We start from the raw sequence: 18638 nt of genomic DNA on the forward strand, positions 1-18638 counted from the left end.
CAGGTGCCCGTGGCCGGATCCCACAATCGCACCGTCCCGTCGTCGCCGCCTGTGGCGAGCCACGTGCCGTCGGGCGGGATCGCCACCGACAGCACCGGGCCGGCGTGGCCGGTGAGGGTGGCCGTGCAGGTGCCCGTGGCCGGATCCCACAATCGCACCGTCCCGTCGTCGCCGCCTGTGGCGAGCCACGTGCCGTCGGGCGGGATCGCCACCGACAGCACCATGCCGGTGTGGCCGGTGAGGGTGACCGTGCAGGTGCCAGAGGCCCGGTCCCACAACCGCACAGACGCGTCGTTGTCACCGGCGGTGGCGAGCCACGTGCCGTCGGGCGCGATCGCCACCGACTCCACCCGGCCGGTGTGGCCGCGGCCGGAAATCGAGGGAGTTTGAGCAGTGACCACTCGGTCCCAGACTCGCACCGTCCGGTCTTCGCTGCCGCTGGCGAGCCAGGAGCCGTCGGGCGCGATCGCCACCGACAGCACCGGGCCGGTGTGGCCGGTGAGGGTGGCTGTACAGGTGCCAGAGGCCCGGTCCCACAACCGCACAGACGCGTCGTTGTCACCGGCGGTGGCGAGCCACGTGCCGTCGGGCGCGATCGCCACCGACAGCACCGGGCCGGTGTGGCCGGTGAGGGTGGCCGTGCAGGTGCCCGTGGCCGGATCCCACAACCGCACCATCCCGTCGTCGCCGCCTGTGGCGAGCCACGTGCCGTCGGGCGGGATCGCCACCGACAGCACCGGGCCGGTGTGGCCGGTGAGGGTGGCTGTACAGGTGCCCGTGGCCCGGTCCCACAACCGCACCATCCCGTCAAAGTCGGCAGTGGCGAGCCAGGAGCCGTCCGACGCGATCGCCACCGACAGCACCCAAGTGGTGTGGCCGGTGAGGGTGGCTGTACAGGTGCCCGTGGCCCGGTCCCACAACCGCACCATCCCGTCATAGCCGGCAGTGGCGAGCCAGGAGCCCTCCGGCGCGATCGCCACCGAGTCCAGCACTCCGTCGTAGCTGGTGTGGCCGGTGCTGGCGGTGCGAGCGGTGAGGGTCGACGTACAGGTGCCCGTGGCCTGGTCCCACAACCGCACAATCCCGTCGCTGCTCGCGGTGGCGAGCCAGGAGCCGTCCGGCGCGATCGCCAAGGATTCCACTTGGCTGGCGTGGTCGGCGAGGATGGCGGTGCAGGTGCCGGAGGTCTGGTCCCAGATTCGCACCACGTGGCCGGAATCGCTGACGGTGGCGAGCCAGGAGCCATCCGGCGCAATCGCCACCGAGTGCACCCGGTCGGTGTGGCCGGTGAGGATCCGCTGGAGTTCGGGAGAGGGGGCGTCGGGCAGGGGCCACCTGGTTACGAGGCAGGGGCGTTGGGTGGGGTCCTGGTGGCGTGCGGTGATCTGGGGGTGCCAGTGCGGGTGGGTGTCGAGGCGGGTGTGGAGGACGCCGGTGAGGGCGTAGGGCGGTTCGGTGGGTGTGAGTAGGTGGGCGGTCTGGGCGAGGCTGCGGGCCAGGGGGCGGGTGTGGGCGGTGTCGATGCGGGTGAGGTCGCTCCAGGGGGCGGTGGGTCCGCGCTGGGTGAGGCGGGCTTCCACCCAGCGCAAGTCGCCGGCCACGGCCTCGGCCAGGGTGGTGCGTCCGGCTGTCAGGAGGTGGTCGATGAGGTGGTCAAGCAGGTAGCCCTCGGTGAGTTGCCACCAAGCACTCTCGGGTCCGGGATGCGTGGGGGCGAGAGGCTGGGCTGTAGCAACGGTGGCGGCGACCGTGTCGACCAGGAGACCGTTGATGCGCGCCAGGCGGGCCATGCCGAGATTGCCGCGGAGGTAGTCGCGGATGACGTCGTGGAGGCTGATCGTGCCGCCATTGGCCCGGTTGAGGGTGAGCAGGGACAGGCGTTCAAGGTCCCGGCACAGGACACGGGTCTGGTCCTCGGCCAGCCCGCCGCTTGCCTGCCACAGCAGGGCGACCACCGGGACGGGGATGGACTCGTCCTCGGCAAAGATGCCGAGTTCGGTGAAGCGGTCCGGGCCGCCGGGTGGCAGCAGGGTGGTTGCGGCCTCGATGGATGCTTTGACGGCTTGGTTGCGCAGGCGGGGGTCGTCCAGGTTCCACGTGGCGGTCGGGTCATCCACCGCCGCAGGACCGTTGCCGCACAGTCGGTGAAGGATCCGCTCGGCGGTCGTGGTGGGATCAGCCCCGCTGGCGCACTGTTCGGCGATCAGGCGGTTCGTCAGGCGGAGCAGCAGCGCCCATCGGCCGGTCGCCTGCAGCAGGTCATTCACCAGGGCCACGGGCAGGGGTGGCAGGTTCCAGGTCAGCACGGCCTCGGCCTGGGCGTGGGACATCTGGTCGACCGGGATGCGGCGGGCACCGGGCGGCAGCAGGGTCGGGTTGCGGGTGGTGACCAGCCGTACGCAGCGGCGGCCACCCTTCAGAAAGGGGTCGAGCTGCTCAGGTTCCCACACGTCGTCGAGGACGAGCAGGGTGCGGGGCCGCTGGTCGAGGAGCCGCCCGAGATGGGCGCCGGCCAGATTCGGATCGTCGAACTCGGTGGTGTCGCCGGTGATGAACCGGGTGACCTCGGCGACCTTGGCGGCCACCGCCGCTCGTCCGCGGACGTCCCGGCCGATGGTGACGGGGTAGATCCGGGAGCGGAAGTGTCGCCGCACCCGTCTGCGGGCGCACACCGCGTTCGCCAGTGTCGTCTTGCCGAACCCGCCTGCTCCCCACAGGGAGGTGGTGATGCCCACGGCGTGGCCGCCACGGCACACTGCCGCCGCTGTGGTGCGGGTTTGGACACGGTCGACGAACCAGTCTGGAACAGCCATCGGCCGCGGGGGCGGCGGATCGCTCAAGACCGCTGGCGGACGCAGCTGTAGCCATGCCGCGACACCGCCTGCCGCGATGGCCACCGCGCCGAAGACACCGACAGACCACCACGGATGCTGCCGCAGCTCATCCAGAGGCCAGGGCCAGCGCGCAGTGGCCGTGGCGGCGTTCCCCGCCAGAGCCAGCACAATCGCCAGGACAATGCCCAGACCGGCGAGCGCCACCACTGCCGCCGCCCATACCCGCACACGCACGCGCCCACCCCCGCCAACGCTTCCCTGCACGTGACCCTAGCGAGATCACCTCGCGACCATCGGCAGAACGCCGCAAGACCAGATAGAGACCGCGCTACGGGATTCCGTCACCCTATTCGTTGCATTCCGTCTGTTCTCCGATCCCGCTTGGGAGTGCCCTCTGCACTGTCATCCAGAACCACGGCGTCTTCGACTTCTACGCGCAGCGGCACGGTGCCGTCGGGACGGACCAGCCGGTCCTCCGCGGAGTCGAGGTGCACGTAGACCCGGACGGCGCCAGCCTCATGGCCGAGGGGGCAAACACCAGGACGCCATCGACCTCGACGCACGGGAGGTCGTTGTCGTCGGTCTGCGGGTGGAAGGTGGCGTCCCGGTTCGCCTGCTCGTTCGCACCCTCGTCGGGGAAGCGGAAGCCGAGCGGCACAATGCGGGTCCGCCCGCGCTTGGCGATGTCCTCGGCGTAGAGGTTGTATCCCTCGTCCGGGCGGCTGTTGCGCTCGGGGCCGTAGTGGAGCCGCACGGTCTCGCGGTCGTCCGTGGGCGGCTGGTCGGGAACACCTTCCTCGCCAACGAGGTTGTCCCAGACCCCGCGGATGTACTCGGCGAGATCGGCCAGCGCGGAGTGCTCGTCAACATGCGTCATCTCGTTCTCGTGGCGATCCGAGCGGCGCAGCACCCAGGCCTGGCCCGCCGGGCGCGGGCTGATGAAGGTCACCACTTCGGGGAAGGAAGGCTGCTGGTCAGCATGCTCGGCGAGCATGGCGAGCAACCCCCGCAGGCGCGGGGACGACGGCGACCGCGGTGGGGAACCAGCTGTCGGCGAGGAGCAACCCCCGCAGGCGCGGGGACGACTGCGCCACGCTGTTCTCGGATGGGTCCCAGCCGGAGAACCCCCGCAGGCGCGGGGACGACCGGATCCGCTTGCTCACGGCGTTGAGCCGTGGGGAGCAACCCCCGCAGGCGCACGGACGACACCGTTGGGATCTGCGGGCCGGTCCGCGGGAGGGAGCAACCCCCGCAGGCGCGGGGACGACGCCGGGGCCGGAGCCTCGGCCGGCTCGGGCCAGGAGCAACCCCCCGCAGGCGCGGGGACGACACGGTGCGGTCGGCCATTGCGTCCCCCATTCAGGAGTAACCCCCGCAGGCGCGGGGACGACAGTCCATCGGTACGGCGGGGACGCTGCGGGTGGGAGTAACCCCCGCAGGCGCGGGGACGACGATGACGGCAGTTGGCCGCTCGACTTCCCCACGGAGTAACCCCCGCAGGCGCGGGGACGACCGACTGCCTCGCCTCCGAATGGGACTACGACCGGAGTAACCCCCGCAGGCGCGGGGACGACCGACTGCCTCGCCTCCGAATGGGACTACGACCGGAGTAACCCCCGCAGGCGCGGGGACGACGCGATGATGCAGAACGGCATCCTCGACCGCGTGGAGTAACCCCCGCAGGCGCGGGGACGACAGCCTTCGCCTTCGCAGCCTCGTCCGCTACCTGGAGTAACCCCCGCGCCCGCGGGGGTAGCTCCCAGCCCCCGCGCGACGCCTGATGGGTCGTCCTGTCGTCCCCGCGCCCGCGGGGGTAGCTCCACGAGTTGCTCGGCCTCGACCTCGGCGAGGGCGTCGTCCCCGCGCCCGCGGGGGTAGCTCCTCACCAACGTCCGCGCCACCACCGCCGACACCGTCGTCCCCGCGCCCGCGGGGGTAGCGCGTTGTGCTGCTCGTTCCAGGCCGGGAGTTCGGCCTGGCCACGTTCGCGGCGGTGCGGGATGACCAGGCCGGTGCCCCGGTAGCCGCCGTCCGCGATCACGGTGGTGTGGCCGACGGCGTCCTTCGCACCGGACAGCTCCCACGCTTTACAGTCGTTGCGGTTGCCGGGCAGCGGCCGGCCGACGGCGACGACGAGCCGGGAGTCCGCGTCGATGACGACCTGGTGGTTGGTCGAGTACCGCATCACTGGATGAAGCGTTGGGAGAAAACGACCTCTTTAGGTGGGCGGAGGAGATACGCGTAATAGCCGCCACTTCATAGCAGAGCGTGACACTCAAATACGGTGAGTGTGCGTACGCTCCGTGATCTGGCCCTGGCCCCGCTACCGGGATCGTCGCTGTTTATGGTGGCCGCTGTCAGTCGGTCGGGCGTGGGGCGGTTGGTGTGGCGTCGCTGGAGCGGACGGCGTATCCGAGGTTCAAGAGGCTGATCTCGGAACGGAAGTTGCGGGAGTTCTTCACGCCGTCGGCGGAGGAGGTGGCGTGGGCACGTGAGCGTACGCATGACCGCCCGGGCCGGGTCTTGGCGCTGTTGGTGATGCTGAAGTCTGCGGCACGGCTGGGTCGTGTCCCCAAGATTGGGGAGATACCCGAGGTGGTCGTGGCTCAGGTGCGCGATCAGGCAGGGCTTGCTGCGGGGACGGTGCCAGAGACGGACTCCGAGCGGAGCGAGGAGCGGTACCGTTCCGCCGTACGTGAGCGTCTGGAGCTGAAGCACAGGCCGGGTGAGGCCCGCGCGGTCGCGGAGGCGGCGATGCGGGTGGCGGCGCCGGTGAAGGCGCATACCGCGGACCTGGTGAATGTGGCGCTGGAGGAGCTGGTTCGGCAGAAGGAGCGGCTGGAGCTCCCGGCGTTTTCCACCCTGGACCGGATGGCTTCCCGTATCCGCTTCGAGGTGGAAGCTTTGCAGTGCGAGGCGATCGTCGCGCGCATGAGTGACGCGGCGCGGGAGCGGGTCGCAGGCATGCTGGAGGTCGTCGAGGGCGAGTACCTGAGTTTGTTCGCGTGGGTCAAGCAGCCCGCCCGGCGGGCGACGTGGTCGCGGTTTCGGGCGCATGCGGAGCGGATGGAGAGGGTGGACGGGTTGGGGGATGCCGTCTTCTGGGTGGGGAAGACACCGCCGGCGAAGGTGGCCGCGCTGGCCGAGCAGGCGAGGGTGTTGTCGGTGGGCGAGATGAAGGACATCGCCGAGCCGCGCCGCACCGCGCTGACCGTGTGCCTACTGGCGCAGGTACAGGCGGCGGCGCGGGACGAGACCGTGGTGATGCTCTCCAAGCGCATGTCCCGGCACCTCAAGCGGGCCCAGGAAGAGCTGCTGGAGATCGAGAAGCGGCAGAAGGAGACCACCGAGCAGCTCCTGGCCACCTTCCGGGACGTGCTGACCGCCCTGCGCGGCAGCGGCGAGGCCGCTCCCGGCGCGTGGGAGGGGGAGGCGTCGCTGGATGACCTGCTGGCGCTGAAGAACGCCCGGGCCGCCATCGAGGCGGCGGGCGGGTTCGAGGCCCAGATCGCGGAGCTGGAGGCCCTGGACCCATACCGGGGCAGCAACTACACGGCGCTGGTAGAGCGCTTCTTCAAGCCGGACCGGCCGACCATGTTCAAGATCGCCCGCCGTCTGTCGTTCACCGCGACCTCGACCGACCGCAGCGTGCTGGACGCGCTGGACCACGTCCTCGCTCACCAGCACCTCACCCGGCCCCTCGTCGCGGACACGCACCCCACCCGCAAGGACGAGAACGGGGAGTTGATACGGCTGGACCTGTCGTTCGCGCCGAAGATGTGGCTGAAGACCGTCTACTCCCGTGAACAGCCTGGGATGCTGGTCCGCCGCCATTTCGAGGCAATGGTGTTCGCCTGCCTCGTGGAAGAGCTGCGCTGCGGTGATGTCGCCGTCACTGGCGCCGAGGACTACGGTGACTGGACGCGCATGCTCCTGCCCTGGGAGCAGTGCGAGCCCAAGCTCACGGGCTTCTGCGAGCAGGCCGGCCTCCCGGCCACCGCCAGCGAGTTCACCGTTCGGCTGCGCGAGCGGCTCACCACGATCGCCGAAACCGTGGACGCCGGGTACCCGGACAACAAGGACCTCACCATCGACCCGGTCACCGGCGTCCCCTCCCTTGCCCTACGCAGAGCAGGCGAGCGCACCGCCTCCGCGGAGAAGCTGGAAGAAGCTCTCTCCGAGCGGCTTCCCGCCCGCAGCGTGCTGACCATCTGGCGCGGGCGGCGCACTGGACGGACTGGTGGAAACGGCCCGGCCCGCGCTCGGGCAGCGAGCCGAAGCTGAAGGAACCCCTGCCGCGCTACGTGACCACCGCGTTCGTCTACGGCTCCGGGCTCGGCCCCGCCCAGGCCGTGCGCCACATGCGGGGCAGCGTGACCGCGCACGAACTCGGTGCCATCGCGAAGCGCCACTTCACCATCCCGGTTCTCAACCGGTGCGGAGCCGACGTGGTCAACGCCCATGCCAGCCTGGACCTGACCTCAGCGTGGGGGGGATGGGGCGGTGGCTGCGGTGGACGGCACCATGATGGACACCGTCATCGACAACCTCCTCGCCGAGACCTCGATCCGCTACGGCGGCTACGGCGGGATCGCCCACCACCTGGTCTCCGACACCTACGTTGCGCTCTTCTCCCGGTTCATCCCCTGCGGGGTGTGGGAAGCCGTCTACATCATCGACGCGCTCCTCGCGAACGAGTCGGAGGTCAAGCCGGACACCGTACACGCCGACACCCAGGGCCAGTCCTTCCCGGTCTTCGGACTCGCCCACCTGCTTGGCATCGACCTGCTGCCGCGGATACGCAACTTCCAGGACCTCACCTTCCACCGCCCCGATCCCCAGGTGCGCTACCGGCATATCGACGCGCTGTTCTCCGCCGACCCACGCACCTGCATCGACTGGCAGCTCATCGAGAACGGCTTCAAGGACCTCATGCAGGTCGGCCTGTCGGTACGGGAAGGCACCGTGTCCTCCGTCACCCTCCTGCGGCGCCTGAACAACCACTCCCGCAAGAACCAGATCTACCGGGTCTTCCGCGAGGTCGGCCGCGCCGTCCGGACGATCGTTCTGCTCCGCTACCTGTCGGACCCGCAGCTGCGGGAGCAGATCACCAGGGCGACGAACAAGGCCGAGGCATACAACGGGTACACGAAGTGGCTGCACTTCGGCGGGGACGGTTACCTGCGCTCCCGAGACCCCGAACTCCAGGAGAAAGCCGTCAAGTTCCTCGACCTGATGGCCAACAGCATCATCTTCTCCACCACGGTCGACATGACTGACACACTGCGTCAGATGGCTGCCCTGGGCTGGGAGCTGAGCCCCGACGACATCGCCGCGCTCAGCCCGCACCGCAGGGACAACGTGCTGCGCTTCGGCGACTACGACACCGCCACCCTCCACATCCCGCCCGGCCCGTACGACAGCGCGCTTCGCCTTCCTGCGGATGGCCTCTGGCAGCGCTCCTCTACGAGGGGAGTCGGTGATGAACGCGCAGGTCACACGGGCTCGACGCTCATGGCGGATCGGCTGTGACCGGGCGCAGAACGCTCGGTGCCGAGCTGGTCGATGCCCCGGCGCCCGCGCAGGGAGTCACGAACTGCGCGGCGCCGGCCGCGAGGTGGACGCCGAGGTCCTGGCGCACATCTCTCCGGCCCGCAGCTCCGCGGTGAACTACTACGGCTCGATCACGGTCGACGACGAACACGAACTCGCCCAGCTCGATGAGAAGGGCCGCCGCCCGCTACGGACCGTGGCCACCGACGACGTGGCGGCCGGGATGTAGGCGGCGGTCGGCCCGGCGGCGCCCCACGGGGAAAAGGGCGGAGGCCGGGGCCGACGGTGTGCCCATGCGGTCCGCGATGCGGGCATTCCCAGCTCCCCCGCTGTGGCGTGACATGCAAGGCGGGGGCCAGTGCGCGAATTATTTGGTAACTGTCAACGCTTGGCCATACAGGGCGCGCAGGTGACTCACCAGGGCCCTTGCCGAGTTATTACCAATTGATCCACTTCTTCTTTCGTTTCTTGGCAAAGTCTTGAAGCGGGTCAGGGAACGCATGTGCGGCTTCCAGCGTCAGGCGACACCGGGATTGAAGTGCATGAAACGCGCAATAGGACCACCTCTAGAGGTCGGCCAGCGTAGCGACTTTTAAGGTACCTTGGTGATTTCTTGGCTTTTGCATGAGTCTTCCGTGTACCTGTCATGGGTGAGCTGCGCACCTCCTATGAAGATCAGTCCGTTTTCTGTTGGCTCCGCATCGCGGAGTGTCAGGGAGGGAGCTGATCATGCGTCACAGACCTGCGCCTCGTGGCAGACCGAAGAAGAAGAAGAGACAGGCCCGGCGGCTGCGGCAGATTGCCATGAGTGTGGTGCTGGCGATAGCGGTGGAGACCGCGCTGGTCGCCGAGGACACCGGGATGGCGTTCGCCGCGGATACGGCCACCACGGCATCCGCGTCCACATCGTCCGATTCCTCCGCGGTGTCGGGTCCTGCGGAGGCGCAGGATGAGGCGTCAGCGGTGCTGATGGCCCGTCTGCAGAACCGGAAGATCGAGGTGCTGTCCGCGCGGACGGCGGACTCGACGACGTACGCGTTGCCCGGTGGGGAACTGCAGACCGAGGCGTACGCCGGGCCGATCCGCGTCAAGCAGGATGGGGCCTGGAAGGACATCGACACCTCGTTGTCCGACACCGGCGCCGACCTCACGCCGGCAGCGGCGGCCGCGGACATCGCGGTCTCCGACGGCGGTGACACCCAGCTGGCGTCGGTGGCCAAGGGGAAGGAGTCCTTCGGGCTGGGCTGGCAGGACAAGCTGCCCACCCCGTCCGTGAAGGGCGACACGGCCTCCTACAACCTGGGCAGCGGGCAGACTCTGTCGGTCACCGCGCTGGCACAGGGCTTCTCGGAGAACATCGAGCTCGCCCAGCAGCCTGGCAACGACACGGTGTCCTACCGGATTCCGCTGAACCTGGACGGGCTGAAGCTGTCCCAGGCGGACTCCGGGCACCTGCTGCTGAAGAACGGCGATGGTGACCTGGTGGCCGAGGCGCCGGCCCCGATGATGTGGGATGCGTCCAAGGACAAGGTCTCCGGTGAGTCGGCGCACCAGGAGCGGGTCGCCACGACGATCGAGACCGCGGCGGACGGCTCGCAGACCCTGGTGCTCACCCCGGACAAGGACTTCCTGGCGACCGCGGCTTATCCGGTGACCGTGGACCCCACGTCCACGCTGGCGGTCACGACGGACACGTGGGTGCAGAACCCCGATTACCCGGACTCGCAGGTCTCCTCTGAGGAGCTGAAGTCGGGTACCTACGACGCGGGCACGGACGTGGCGCGGTCGTATCTGAAGTTCGACGTGTCGCCGTTCACGGGCAAGCACATCCAGTCGGCGACGATGTCGCTGTACAACTACTACTCGTCGACCTGCTCGACGTCGGGTGCGACCACGGACGCCAAGCGGATCACCTCCTCGTGGTCCTCCTCGTCGATCACCTGGGGCGCCCAGCCGACGACCACGACCACCAACAAGGCGGCGAACAGCGGGCACTGGGGCTACGACTCCTCCTGCCCCGGAGCCTGGTCGAACTGGGACCTCCAGGCGATGGTGCAGGATTGGGCCAACGGCGCGGCCAACTACGGTCTGCAGCTGGCGAGCGCCAACGAGAGCGATTCCACCACCTGGCGCCGGTTCCGCTCGGCCAACTACTCCACGTCCGGGTACGCGCCGAAGCTGGTGGTGACCTACAACTCCTACCCCGGCGTGCCGACCGCGGTGGCTGTCTCGCCCTCGACGGTGAACGCCTACAACGGCAAGCGGTACGTGACCTCGCTGACGCCGACCCTGTCGGCGAAGGTGACGGACGCGGACGGTGGCACGGTCAAGGCCCAGTTCGAGTTGACCCCGGACCCCGCGTACAACGACACCACCTACACCTACACCGCGACCAGCGCGGGCGTGGCGTCCGGGTCCACAGCCACCCTGGCCATCCCGTCGGCCAACGCCTTGACGGCGGGGGACCACCTGCGGCTCCGGGCGCGCGGATACGACTCCACCGACTACGGGTCCTGGTCGGGGTACATCCCCTTCGACGTGAACACGATACGGCCAGCGGCCCCGTCCATCAGTTGTCCCTCGTACCCGCAGGACACCTGGTCGGCGAAGGCGCCCGGCGCGGTGACCTGCACCCTGAACACGACGTCAACGGACGGGCAGGGCTTCAAGTGGGGCCTGGACGACCCGACAATGGCGCAGAGCGTGTATGACACGGTGGACGGCACCGGCGGTAACGCGCAGAACATTTCCATCACGCCCGCCGACGGCTGGCACACGCTGTACGCCCAGACCATCGACTCCGGCGGAAACCTGTCGGCCACCAACACCAAGTACTCCTTCGGCGTAGGTGCGGACGGTGCCGCGCTGCTCAGCCCCGGCGACGGCGACCGGCCCGCGCGCAGGGTGGCCCTGGCCGCGACCGGCAAGCCCACCTACACCGGTGTCACCTACCAGTACCGCCGCGGTGAGACCGACAGCTGGCACAACGTGCCGCTCGCGGACGTCACCAAGAACAGCGACGGCTCGCCGGTGACGGCCTGGCCGCTGGCCGCCCCCAGTGGCGCGCCGCCCGCGCTGACGTGGAACATCACCACGTCGCTGACCGAGGACGGCCCGGTCGACATCCGCGCGGCGTTCACCGACGGCACCACGACCGGGTACTCGCCGCCGTCGACGGTCACCGTGGACCGCAACGCGGGAACCGCGCCCAGCCAGGAGGTCGGGCCCGGTTCGGTGAATGCTCTGACCGGTGACTACACCCTGTCGGCCACTGACGCTTCGGCGTTCGGCATGTCTGTCTCGCGTACCGCGTCCTCCCGTCGCCCGAACGCGGGTGCCGAGCAGGAGGGTCAGGCTCCGATCTTCGGCCCGCAATGGACCTCCGGCACGGTCGCGGAAATCACCGACTCCCACTGGGCCTACGTGCGCCAGACCTCATCCACCTCGGTGGCCTTGGTCGACGTGGACGGGGACGCCACCGGTTTCACCGCCACCAGCTCCGGCGGGTGGAAGCCCGAGCCCGGTGCGGAAGACTTGACCCTGACCGGTTCGCTGACGGGTTCGTTCACGCTCACGGACGACGCAGGAACGGCCACCACATTCGCCAAGGTGGACGCGTCCGACGCGCAGGTGACCACATGGAACGTGGCCACCACGAAGCTGGCCACCAGCAACTCCACCACCACGGTGTACGCCACCAAGACCACCGTGGGCGGCAAGCCCGCGGCGCGGCCGAAATACATCATCGCCCCGACCTCCGCTGTGGACTCGGCCACCTGTCAGACCGACCCGTCCGTGAAGGGCTGCCGCGTACTGGAGTTCCTCTACCCTCTCTCCACCACCGCTACGTCAACGTCCTTTGGTGACTACGTCGGCCGGGTCAAGCGCATCCGCCTGTGGGCCACCGACCCCGGCGCATCCGCATCCACCGTCACCTCCATTGCCGCCTACAACTACGACGACTCCGGTCGGCTGCGCGAGGAGTGGGACCCAAGGATCAGCCCGGCGCTGAAGACCAGCTACACCTACGACAGCTCCGGTCGGGTACAGACCCTGACCCCGCCCGGTGAGCTGACCTGGACCTTCACCTACGGCACGGCCGGCAACGCGGCCACCGCGGGCGACGGCATGCTGCTGGCCGCCTCCCGTCCCACCCTGGTGGCGGGTTCGAAGACGCAGACCGACGGCGGCACGGCCACGACCAGTGTGGTCTACGACGTACCGCTGACCGGCACCAACGCCCCCTACCAGGTGGGCGGCACCGACGTTGCGGCCTGGGGTCAGACGGACGTACCCACCGACGCGACCGCGGTCTTCCCGCCGGATTCCGTGCCCGCGTCGAACACCGGGTCGGCCCTGCCTGCGGCCAGCTACACCCGCGCTTCGATCTCGTACGTGGACGCGTCGGGTCGTGAGGTCGACAGCTCCGCCCCGGGCGGTCACATGAGCGTGACCGAGTACGACCACCTGGGCAATACCGTCCGTGAACTGACTGCCGGCAACCGGGAGTTGGCGCTCTCCACCAGCGGTTCCGGACTGACCGAGCTGACCCTGCTCGGCATCAACGGCCTGTCCACGACGGACCGTGCGCAACGGCTGTCCACCACCCATGTGTACTCCAGTGACGGGTTGCGCGAGCTGGAGAGGTTCGGCCCGCTGCACATGGTCACACTGACCGGTGTACTGCACGCCGGCACGGGTGGCACCGACCTGCCGGCGGGCAGTGAGGTGGCGGCGCGGTCCCACACCGTGACCGCGTACGACGAGGGCCGCCCCACCGACGGTACGGCCACCGTGTCCAACCAGCCGACCACCGTCACCATCGGCGCCTACGTGGACGGTTACCCGTCCGACGGCGACACCCGCACCACGAAGACGGCGTACGACTGGGTGAAGGGCCTGCCGACGTCCACGACGAGCGACCCGGGCGGTCTCAACCTCGTCAAGACCGCGTCGTACGACACCCAGGGCCGCGTCATCAAGACCACCCTGCCCAAGTCGAACGGCACCGACGCGGGTGCGACAGTGACCACCTACTACTCGGCGACGGGTACAGGGGCGTGCAACGGGCGTCCCGAGTGGGCCGACCTGCCGTGCTCCACCGGTCCGGCGGGTGCGATCACCGGCGGCGGCACCAACCCCACACAACTGCCCACCAAGACCCTTCAGTACGACCGGTGGGGCAACCAGACCGTCCTCACCGAGACCGCCAACTCCGTCACCCGCACCACCACCCACACCTACGACGCGGCCGGACGCCTCACCGGGGTTTCCATCACCGATGGCTCGGGCACGGCCGTACCCGCCACAACCGCGACGTACGACAGCGACAACGGACGGGTGGCAACGGTCTCCAGCAGCGCCGGTACCGTCACCCACGCCTACGACCAGCTCGGACGGGAGATCTCCTACAGCGACGGCAGCGGCAACACCACGGCCACCCAGTACGACGCGCTGAACCGCCGCACCAGGGTGACCGACTCCGCTCCGTCAACGACCACGTACACGTACGACACCACCAAGGACCCGCGGGGTGTGGAGACCTCCCGCACCGACTCCGTCGCGGGCACCTTCAACGCCACCTACGACGGGGACGGTGAGCTGGCCACCGAGCAGCTGCCCGGCGGCTACACCCTCACCCTGACCCAGGACGAGACCGGCGCGCAGACCTCCCGGGTCTACACCAAGGACAGCGACGGCACCGTGGTCGCCTCCGACACCGCCGACGAATCCATCCAGAGCCAGACCGTCAACGACACCGACACCGGAGGGCTGACCCACTCCCGCACCTACACCTACGACGCCACGGGACGGCTGACCCAGGCCGACGACACGGCCCCCGGCGGGACCTGCACGCGCCGCGCCTACACCTTCGACGGCAACAGCAACCGCACCGCCCTCGCCACCAGCGTCAGCGCCGCCGGCACGGCGTGCAGCTCAACGGGTGCGACCAGCACCACCAACACCTACGACAGCGCCGACCGGCTGGTGAACGCGGGCACCGTCTACGACGCGTTCGGCCGGACCACCACCCAGGCGTCCGGCGCAACCATCGCCTACTACACCAACGACCTGGTCCGTCAGCAGACCTCCGCCGACGGCACCAGTCGCCAGACGTGGACCCTCGACGCGGGCGATCGGCTGGCGTCCTGGACCACGGAGTCCAACAGCGGGGGCACCTGGACCCAGACCGGCTCCAAGGTCAACCACTACGGCAACGACGGCGACAGTCCGATCTGGACCGCCGAAGACGCAGGCGGGACGCTCACCCGCTACGTGCACGGCATCGACCGCGTCCTCACCGCCGTCACCGGCGCCACGGGCGGAACTGCCCTGGAGATGACGAACCTCCATGGCGACGCCACCGTCCAGCTGCCACTCGACGGCACATCGGCGACCGCGTCGGCCTACGACGAGTACGGTAACCCCGAGGACGGCACGGCCATAGCCCGCAACAGTTGGCTGGGCGGTCATCAACGCTCCTCGGACACCGTCACCGGCGCCGTCCTGATGGGGGTGCGCCTCTACGACTCCACCACCGGCCGTTTCCTCCAGACGGACCCTGTCCCGGGCGGGAACGCCAACGCCTACGACTACTGCGCCGGTGATTCCGTCAACTGCGCGGACCTGAGCGGCGCCTTCCGCGTGGGCAGCCACTCGGACAGCTGGTGGTCACCGGTGTGGTGGGTGACCATTCACCTCAACAAGAGTGAGACGCAAACGGTCGCGTGGTGGTCGGGCTCCATCTTCACCGTGCTCTGGTGGGCCCGGGAATGGGTGAAGAACATCTACGTCAGGGCGGTGTGGATCGCCGTCGAGGCGTATTCGATGTACGTGTTCCTGGTAGCCGGATACGCGGTGTACAAGGGCGAGTGCATTGCCGTCGAGTTCTACGGACGCAAGTACATGTTCAGCTATACGATCAAGTGGGCCGGGCCGCCCATCGTTTGGGCTGAGAGGTGCAGAGCATGACATCACGTGTCCGGAGCCGAACATTGCTCGGGCTGGAAGCGGCCATGGGCGTCGCGGCGGCTGGTATGGGCATACTGCTCATCACTGGCAACCATTACAAGCTGGCCGCGCTCTTCCTGGTGGCCTTCCTGAGCATCGCGATCACCACCGGCAGGGACATCATGCGCTACCGGAAGGCGAACGGGGCCTCCGCTCCGGACGCCTCGGAGCGATGACCCAAGTCCTCCTGTGAATGATGTGGGTCCCTGGAATCCGGCCGTGTGAACAGGGGCCCACATCACCCACCTGCCCGAACTCGCGCAGAACGGCTACTGCGTCTCTCTTCCAGGGCAATCTGGCGCGGATTCTCCTCTTCTGTTGTGGCTGCGCAGTCTCGCGCTGCCAAGCCCGATCGGAAATCTCTGAGAAAGTCAGTCCATGGTGGGGCGACCGATCCGAATCATCGGAGGTCGTGCCCACCCGAACCTCGGGAAAGTAATGCGCCGATTCGCAGCATTGTTGATAGCACCCGCCCTCGTGCTCGTGGGGTGCAGCAGCAACGACTCGTCCCACCAGTCTCGGCCGGACGGCTGGCACCGGCCGCTCGCGGCCCCTTCGCCGCCTGTGCAAACGAAGGCTGCCGTGCCCGCCGTGGTGCGCACGGATGCTGAACTGCCCATGGCCTCAGGAGAGTTCGGGCGCTCGGCCACGATCTCGATCCCGAAAGCCGCGCCAAGCGGCAAGTTCGTCGTCGCGCCGCAGACGCAGGGACGGGGACGTTCGGCACGCACCGGCGATGTGGCCGTCGTCCGCTACACCGCCAAGGTATGGCGCACTGGCAAGGCACTTCCCGGCTCGTACGGCAAGGGGGCCCGGCCGCAGGTGTTCGCCGTCGGGCGGGGCGCGACGCTGCCTGCCCTGGACCGGGCCGTGCAGGGCCAGCGTGCCGGTAGCCGGATCCTGGTCGTCGCACCCCCGGCGGCTGCGTACGGGACGACCGGCAGCGCGCAGCTCCATGTCACCGGCAAGGACACGGTCGTGTTCGCCGTCGACATCCTGAACGTCATCGGCGCCCACACCATCGTCCCCGGCGAGCAGCACTCGGTCTCCGATGCGCTGCCCGAGGTGCACATGAACGAGGGCGACGGCACCGCGACCTTGTCCGTCCCCGACCAGGCGGCCCCCAAGGGCCTGGTCGTCAAGCGCCTGGTGGACGGCACCGGTCCGGTAGTGAAGGCCGGGCAGACCCTGGTCCTGCAGCATTCCTCGGCTGCTTGGGATGCCGCTCGCGGCAAGGACGAGGCGGACCTCTTCCTCAGCTCCCACGCGGACGGCGGCCCGCTGCCCGTCGTGATCGGCCGAGGCAACGTCATCGCCGGCTGGGACCGCGCCCTGGTCGGCCAGCGGGTCGGCAGCCGCGTGCTCGCCGTCATCCCCGCGAATCTGGCGTACGGTCCGCATCCCCCGAAGGGCCTGGCACCCGGCGCCACTGTGATCTCGGTTCTCGACATCCTCGCCGCCACCTGAGGCGACGCCAGGACCGGCCACTCATCCAGTCGACGGCCCTGCAGCACGAAGGCCGCCCAGCACGCACCCATGAGGGGATCCATCACCTGCGTCTGGCAGTACCCAGCAGCACGTGCTGCCCGTGGCCGGCTGCGAGAAGGTGTTCACTGGCAAGGCGGCCGGGAAGATCCTGGAAGCAATTACCCACAGCGATGGACCACGAGTATGTGATCCTCTTTCTTCCTGCAAAACAGCTGCCGCCCTTTAGTGGGCAACTATGACGCCAGTCTGGGCATCAGCCGGCTGAGACCTGTGGTGGGTGATGTGTCATGTCGGTGGCACTATGCCCATGCCCTGACCGTGAATCTATGGTGTAGGTTCCGTGGGTTGTGTGTGAGTCTTATTACGTTGGTTTACTTCTGACGTCGTTTTAGGATCATGGTCGACCACTTATTTTTGCTTTACGTCTGTGTGCACCGGGGGCTGCAGATGTTATTCCGTCATGCCGTCACCCGTGCCTGGAAAGGAATCCGGGTGACTCCTCGCATGCGCAGGATGCTCCCGCTCGCGGGGTTTGCTGCCGTCCTGGTGCTGGCGGGGACGCCGATGCTCGCTTCTGCGCACCCGCAGCCGCCGTCGGGAAACGACACGCCGACCTACGCGGTGGAGGACTTCGCCTACCCGAACGCGGATCAGATCCAAACTGACAAGGGCATCAGGCTGATCAAGGGGATGGGCGCATCGCCCTTGCCGCGTGTGATGAATCGGCCCGGCAGATCAGGGTCCTCACCGTGCAGGGCCAGGGCGGGAACCCGCAGGGGGCCTACTGCTTCAAGGCCGTCGCCAGGACTGGTTATCTCACGTTGGAGCTCCCGCACGTCATTGCGTTGGAGACCGCTGATCATCCGATCAGCGCGGATCTGAAGCCGCAGGGTGACCCGTCGGCGCCGGTCAAGACGGTGAGCGTGGCGAAGAACGGCTATCAGAGCGTTGGTGAGGGGACCGCCGGGGGTGCGTCCACTGTTCTGGTGAAACTGCGCGTCACAGGCTGAGCGACCGACTTGTCCTTCTTCCTCACCGATCTCGCATGAAACGGGGAGTCGTTCATGTCTGGCTTTCGTCCGCGCACGGCGCGGGCTTCCGGTCTGATCGCCGCTACGTCGCTGGCTGTCGCCGCCTTGTCGGGCACGCCCGCGGCCGCCGTATCGGGCCCGCAGGCTTCTGACACGGTGTCCATCGCCACCGCACGGCTTGATATCGGCGGCCAGCGCGGCTGTTCGGCCACCCTGGTGGCTCCGCAGTGGCTGCTGACGGCCGCGAGCTGCTTCACCGACACCCCGGGCGGCCCCCTTGCCCCGGCGCGCCGAAGCTGAAGACGACCGCCACCATCGGCGGCACCGCTCAGCTGGAGTGACGGCGACGTCAGCCTCTTCACCGGCGTCGACGCCAAGGGCCTGCACGACGAAGTCCGCCTCGCACCGGCCAACTGACGTTCCACACACCGTTCGAGGGGCGGATCCCCAAGACACCGATGGGCCGCCCCTCGGGCCCGGCCGCGCACGGGCCTGTGATCAGTCAGGTCCCTGTGCGAGCGGGTGCACACAACCCCCCATAAGTAATTGAGACGAATAGAGTCTGCAGTGAGATATCCACGACGCTCGCGGCGCGTGGCGGCAGGGGCACAGCACGCGGTCCGCGTGCTGTGTCTGGGCCTGCTGCCCAGCGCGCTGGTACTGGGCCTGCTGGGACCCGCACCCTCCCCGGCCAGAGCCGACGCAACCCCACCGCCAACCG

The 18638-nt window shown here is 68.7% G+C and carries 10 protein-coding genes, 2 pseudogenes and 1 CRISPR repeat array; of the genes and pseudogenes, 9 read left to right on the forward strand and 3 right to left on the reverse strand.

Annotated features, from left to right (window positions below; genetic code table 11):
• The 3 genes and pseudogenes from ACH4UM_RS40305 to ACH4UM_RS40315 form a co-directional block, all read right to left on the reverse strand.
• A partial coding sequence (locus ACH4UM_RS40305; protein WP_398191178.1) for an NB-ARC domain-containing protein occupies positions 1 to 2735 on the reverse strand: 2735 nt, incomplete at its 3' end.
• A gap of 529 nt (positions 2736 to 3264) precedes the next feature.
• Positions 3265 to 3828, reverse strand: a complete 564-nt coding sequence (locus ACH4UM_RS40310; protein ID WP_398191180.1) for a hypothetical protein — start codon at positions 3826 to 3828, stop codon at positions 3265 to 3267.
• A 3-nt stretch (positions 3829 to 3831) separates the two neighbouring features.
• Positions 3832 to 4774: a CRISPR direct-repeat array (repeat unit 29 nt; unit sequence GGAGTAACCCCCGCAGGCGCGGGGACGAC).
• Between the two features lie 14 nt (positions 4775 to 4788).
• Positions 4789 to 5019 (reverse strand): annotated as a pseudogene (locus tag ACH4UM_RS40315) (transposase); the annotation flags it as partial.
• 200 nt (positions 5020 to 5219) lie between these two features.
• Between ACH4UM_RS40315 and ACH4UM_RS40320 the strand changes: the two are divergent.
• From ACH4UM_RS40320 to ACH4UM_RS40360, 9 genes and pseudogenes are all read left to right on the forward strand, one after another.
• Entirely contained in the window at positions 5220 to 7118 is a 1899-nt protein-coding gene (locus ACH4UM_RS40320) for a DUF4158 domain-containing protein (protein ID WP_398191183.1), read from the forward strand.
• Positions 7046 to 7264: pseudogene (locus tag ACH4UM_RS40325) on the forward strand (hypothetical protein); the annotation flags it as partial. The gene ACH4UM_RS40320 and the pseudogene ACH4UM_RS40325, both read left to right, overlap by 73 nt.
• A 73-nt stretch (positions 7265 to 7337) precedes the next feature.
• Positions 7338 to 8366 (forward strand): Tn3 family transposase, encoded by a 1029-nt coding sequence (locus tag ACH4UM_RS40330; protein ID WP_398191186.1) that lies wholly within the window; start codon positions 7338 to 7340, stop codon positions 8364 to 8366.
• A gap of 85 nt (positions 8367 to 8451) precedes the next feature.
• Positions 8452 to 8616 (forward strand): hypothetical protein, encoded by a 165-nt coding sequence (locus ACH4UM_RS40335; RefSeq protein ID WP_398191188.1) that lies wholly within the window; start codon positions 8452 to 8454, stop codon positions 8614 to 8616.
• A 500-nt stretch (positions 8617 to 9116) separates the two neighbouring features.
• Complete coding sequence (locus ACH4UM_RS40340) at positions 9117 to 15359, forward strand: DNRLRE domain-containing protein (protein ID WP_398191191.1); 6243 nt, start codon at positions 9117 to 9119, stop codon at positions 15357 to 15359.
• The gene (locus ACH4UM_RS40345) at positions 15356 to 15574 is read left to right on the forward strand and encodes a hypothetical protein (protein ID WP_398191194.1); all 219 of its coding nucleotides are present in this window, start codon (positions 15356 to 15358) and stop codon (positions 15572 to 15574) included. Before ACH4UM_RS40340 ends, ACH4UM_RS40345 begins: the two co-directional genes overlap by 4 nt.
• A 415-nt stretch (positions 15575 to 15989) precedes the next feature.
• Positions 15990 to 16865 carry an FKBP-type peptidyl-prolyl cis-trans isomerase gene (locus tag ACH4UM_RS40350; protein ID WP_398191197.1) on the forward strand — a complete coding sequence of 292 codons (876 nt, stop codon included), beginning with the start codon at positions 15990 to 15992 and terminating at the stop codon, positions 16863 to 16865.
• Positions 16866 to 17635: 770 nt separating this feature from the next.
• A complete protein-coding gene (locus ACH4UM_RS40355; protein ID WP_398191200.1) occupies positions 17636 to 17896 on the forward strand; it encodes a hypothetical protein in 261 nt (86 codons plus the stop codon).
• A gap of 54 nt (positions 17897 to 17950) precedes the next feature.
• Positions 17951 to 18217, forward strand: a complete 267-nt coding sequence (locus ACH4UM_RS40360; protein WP_398191203.1) for a trypsin-like serine protease — start codon at positions 17951 to 17953, stop codon at positions 18215 to 18217.
• The last annotated feature ends 421 nt before the right edge of the window (positions 18218 to 18638 follow it).

The sequence above is a fragment of the Streptomyces sp. NPDC020801 genome, assembly GCF_044334385.1.
GTDB lineage: Bacteria > Actinomycetota > Actinomycetes > Streptomycetales > Streptomycetaceae > Streptomyces.

What these genes read in the sequence shown, in the direction of transcription:
- ACH4UM_RS40310 (WP_398191180.1), bottom strand. Translation starts at nt 3,828, where the DNA reads ATGCTCGCCGAGCATGCTGACCAGCAGCCTTCCTTCCCCGAAGTGGTG.
- ACH4UM_RS40340 (WP_398191191.1), top strand. Translation starts at nt 9,117, where the DNA reads ATGCGTCACAGACCTGCGCCTCGTGGCAGACCGAAGAAGAAGAAGAGA.
- ACH4UM_RS40345 (WP_398191194.1), top strand. Translation starts at nt 15,356, where the DNA reads ATGACATCACGTGTCCGGAGCCGAACATTGCTCGGGCTGGAAGCGGCC.
- ACH4UM_RS40360 (WP_398191203.1), top strand. Translation starts at nt 17,951, where the DNA reads ATGTCTGGCTTTCGTCCGCGCACGGCGCGGGCTTCCGGTCTGATCGCC.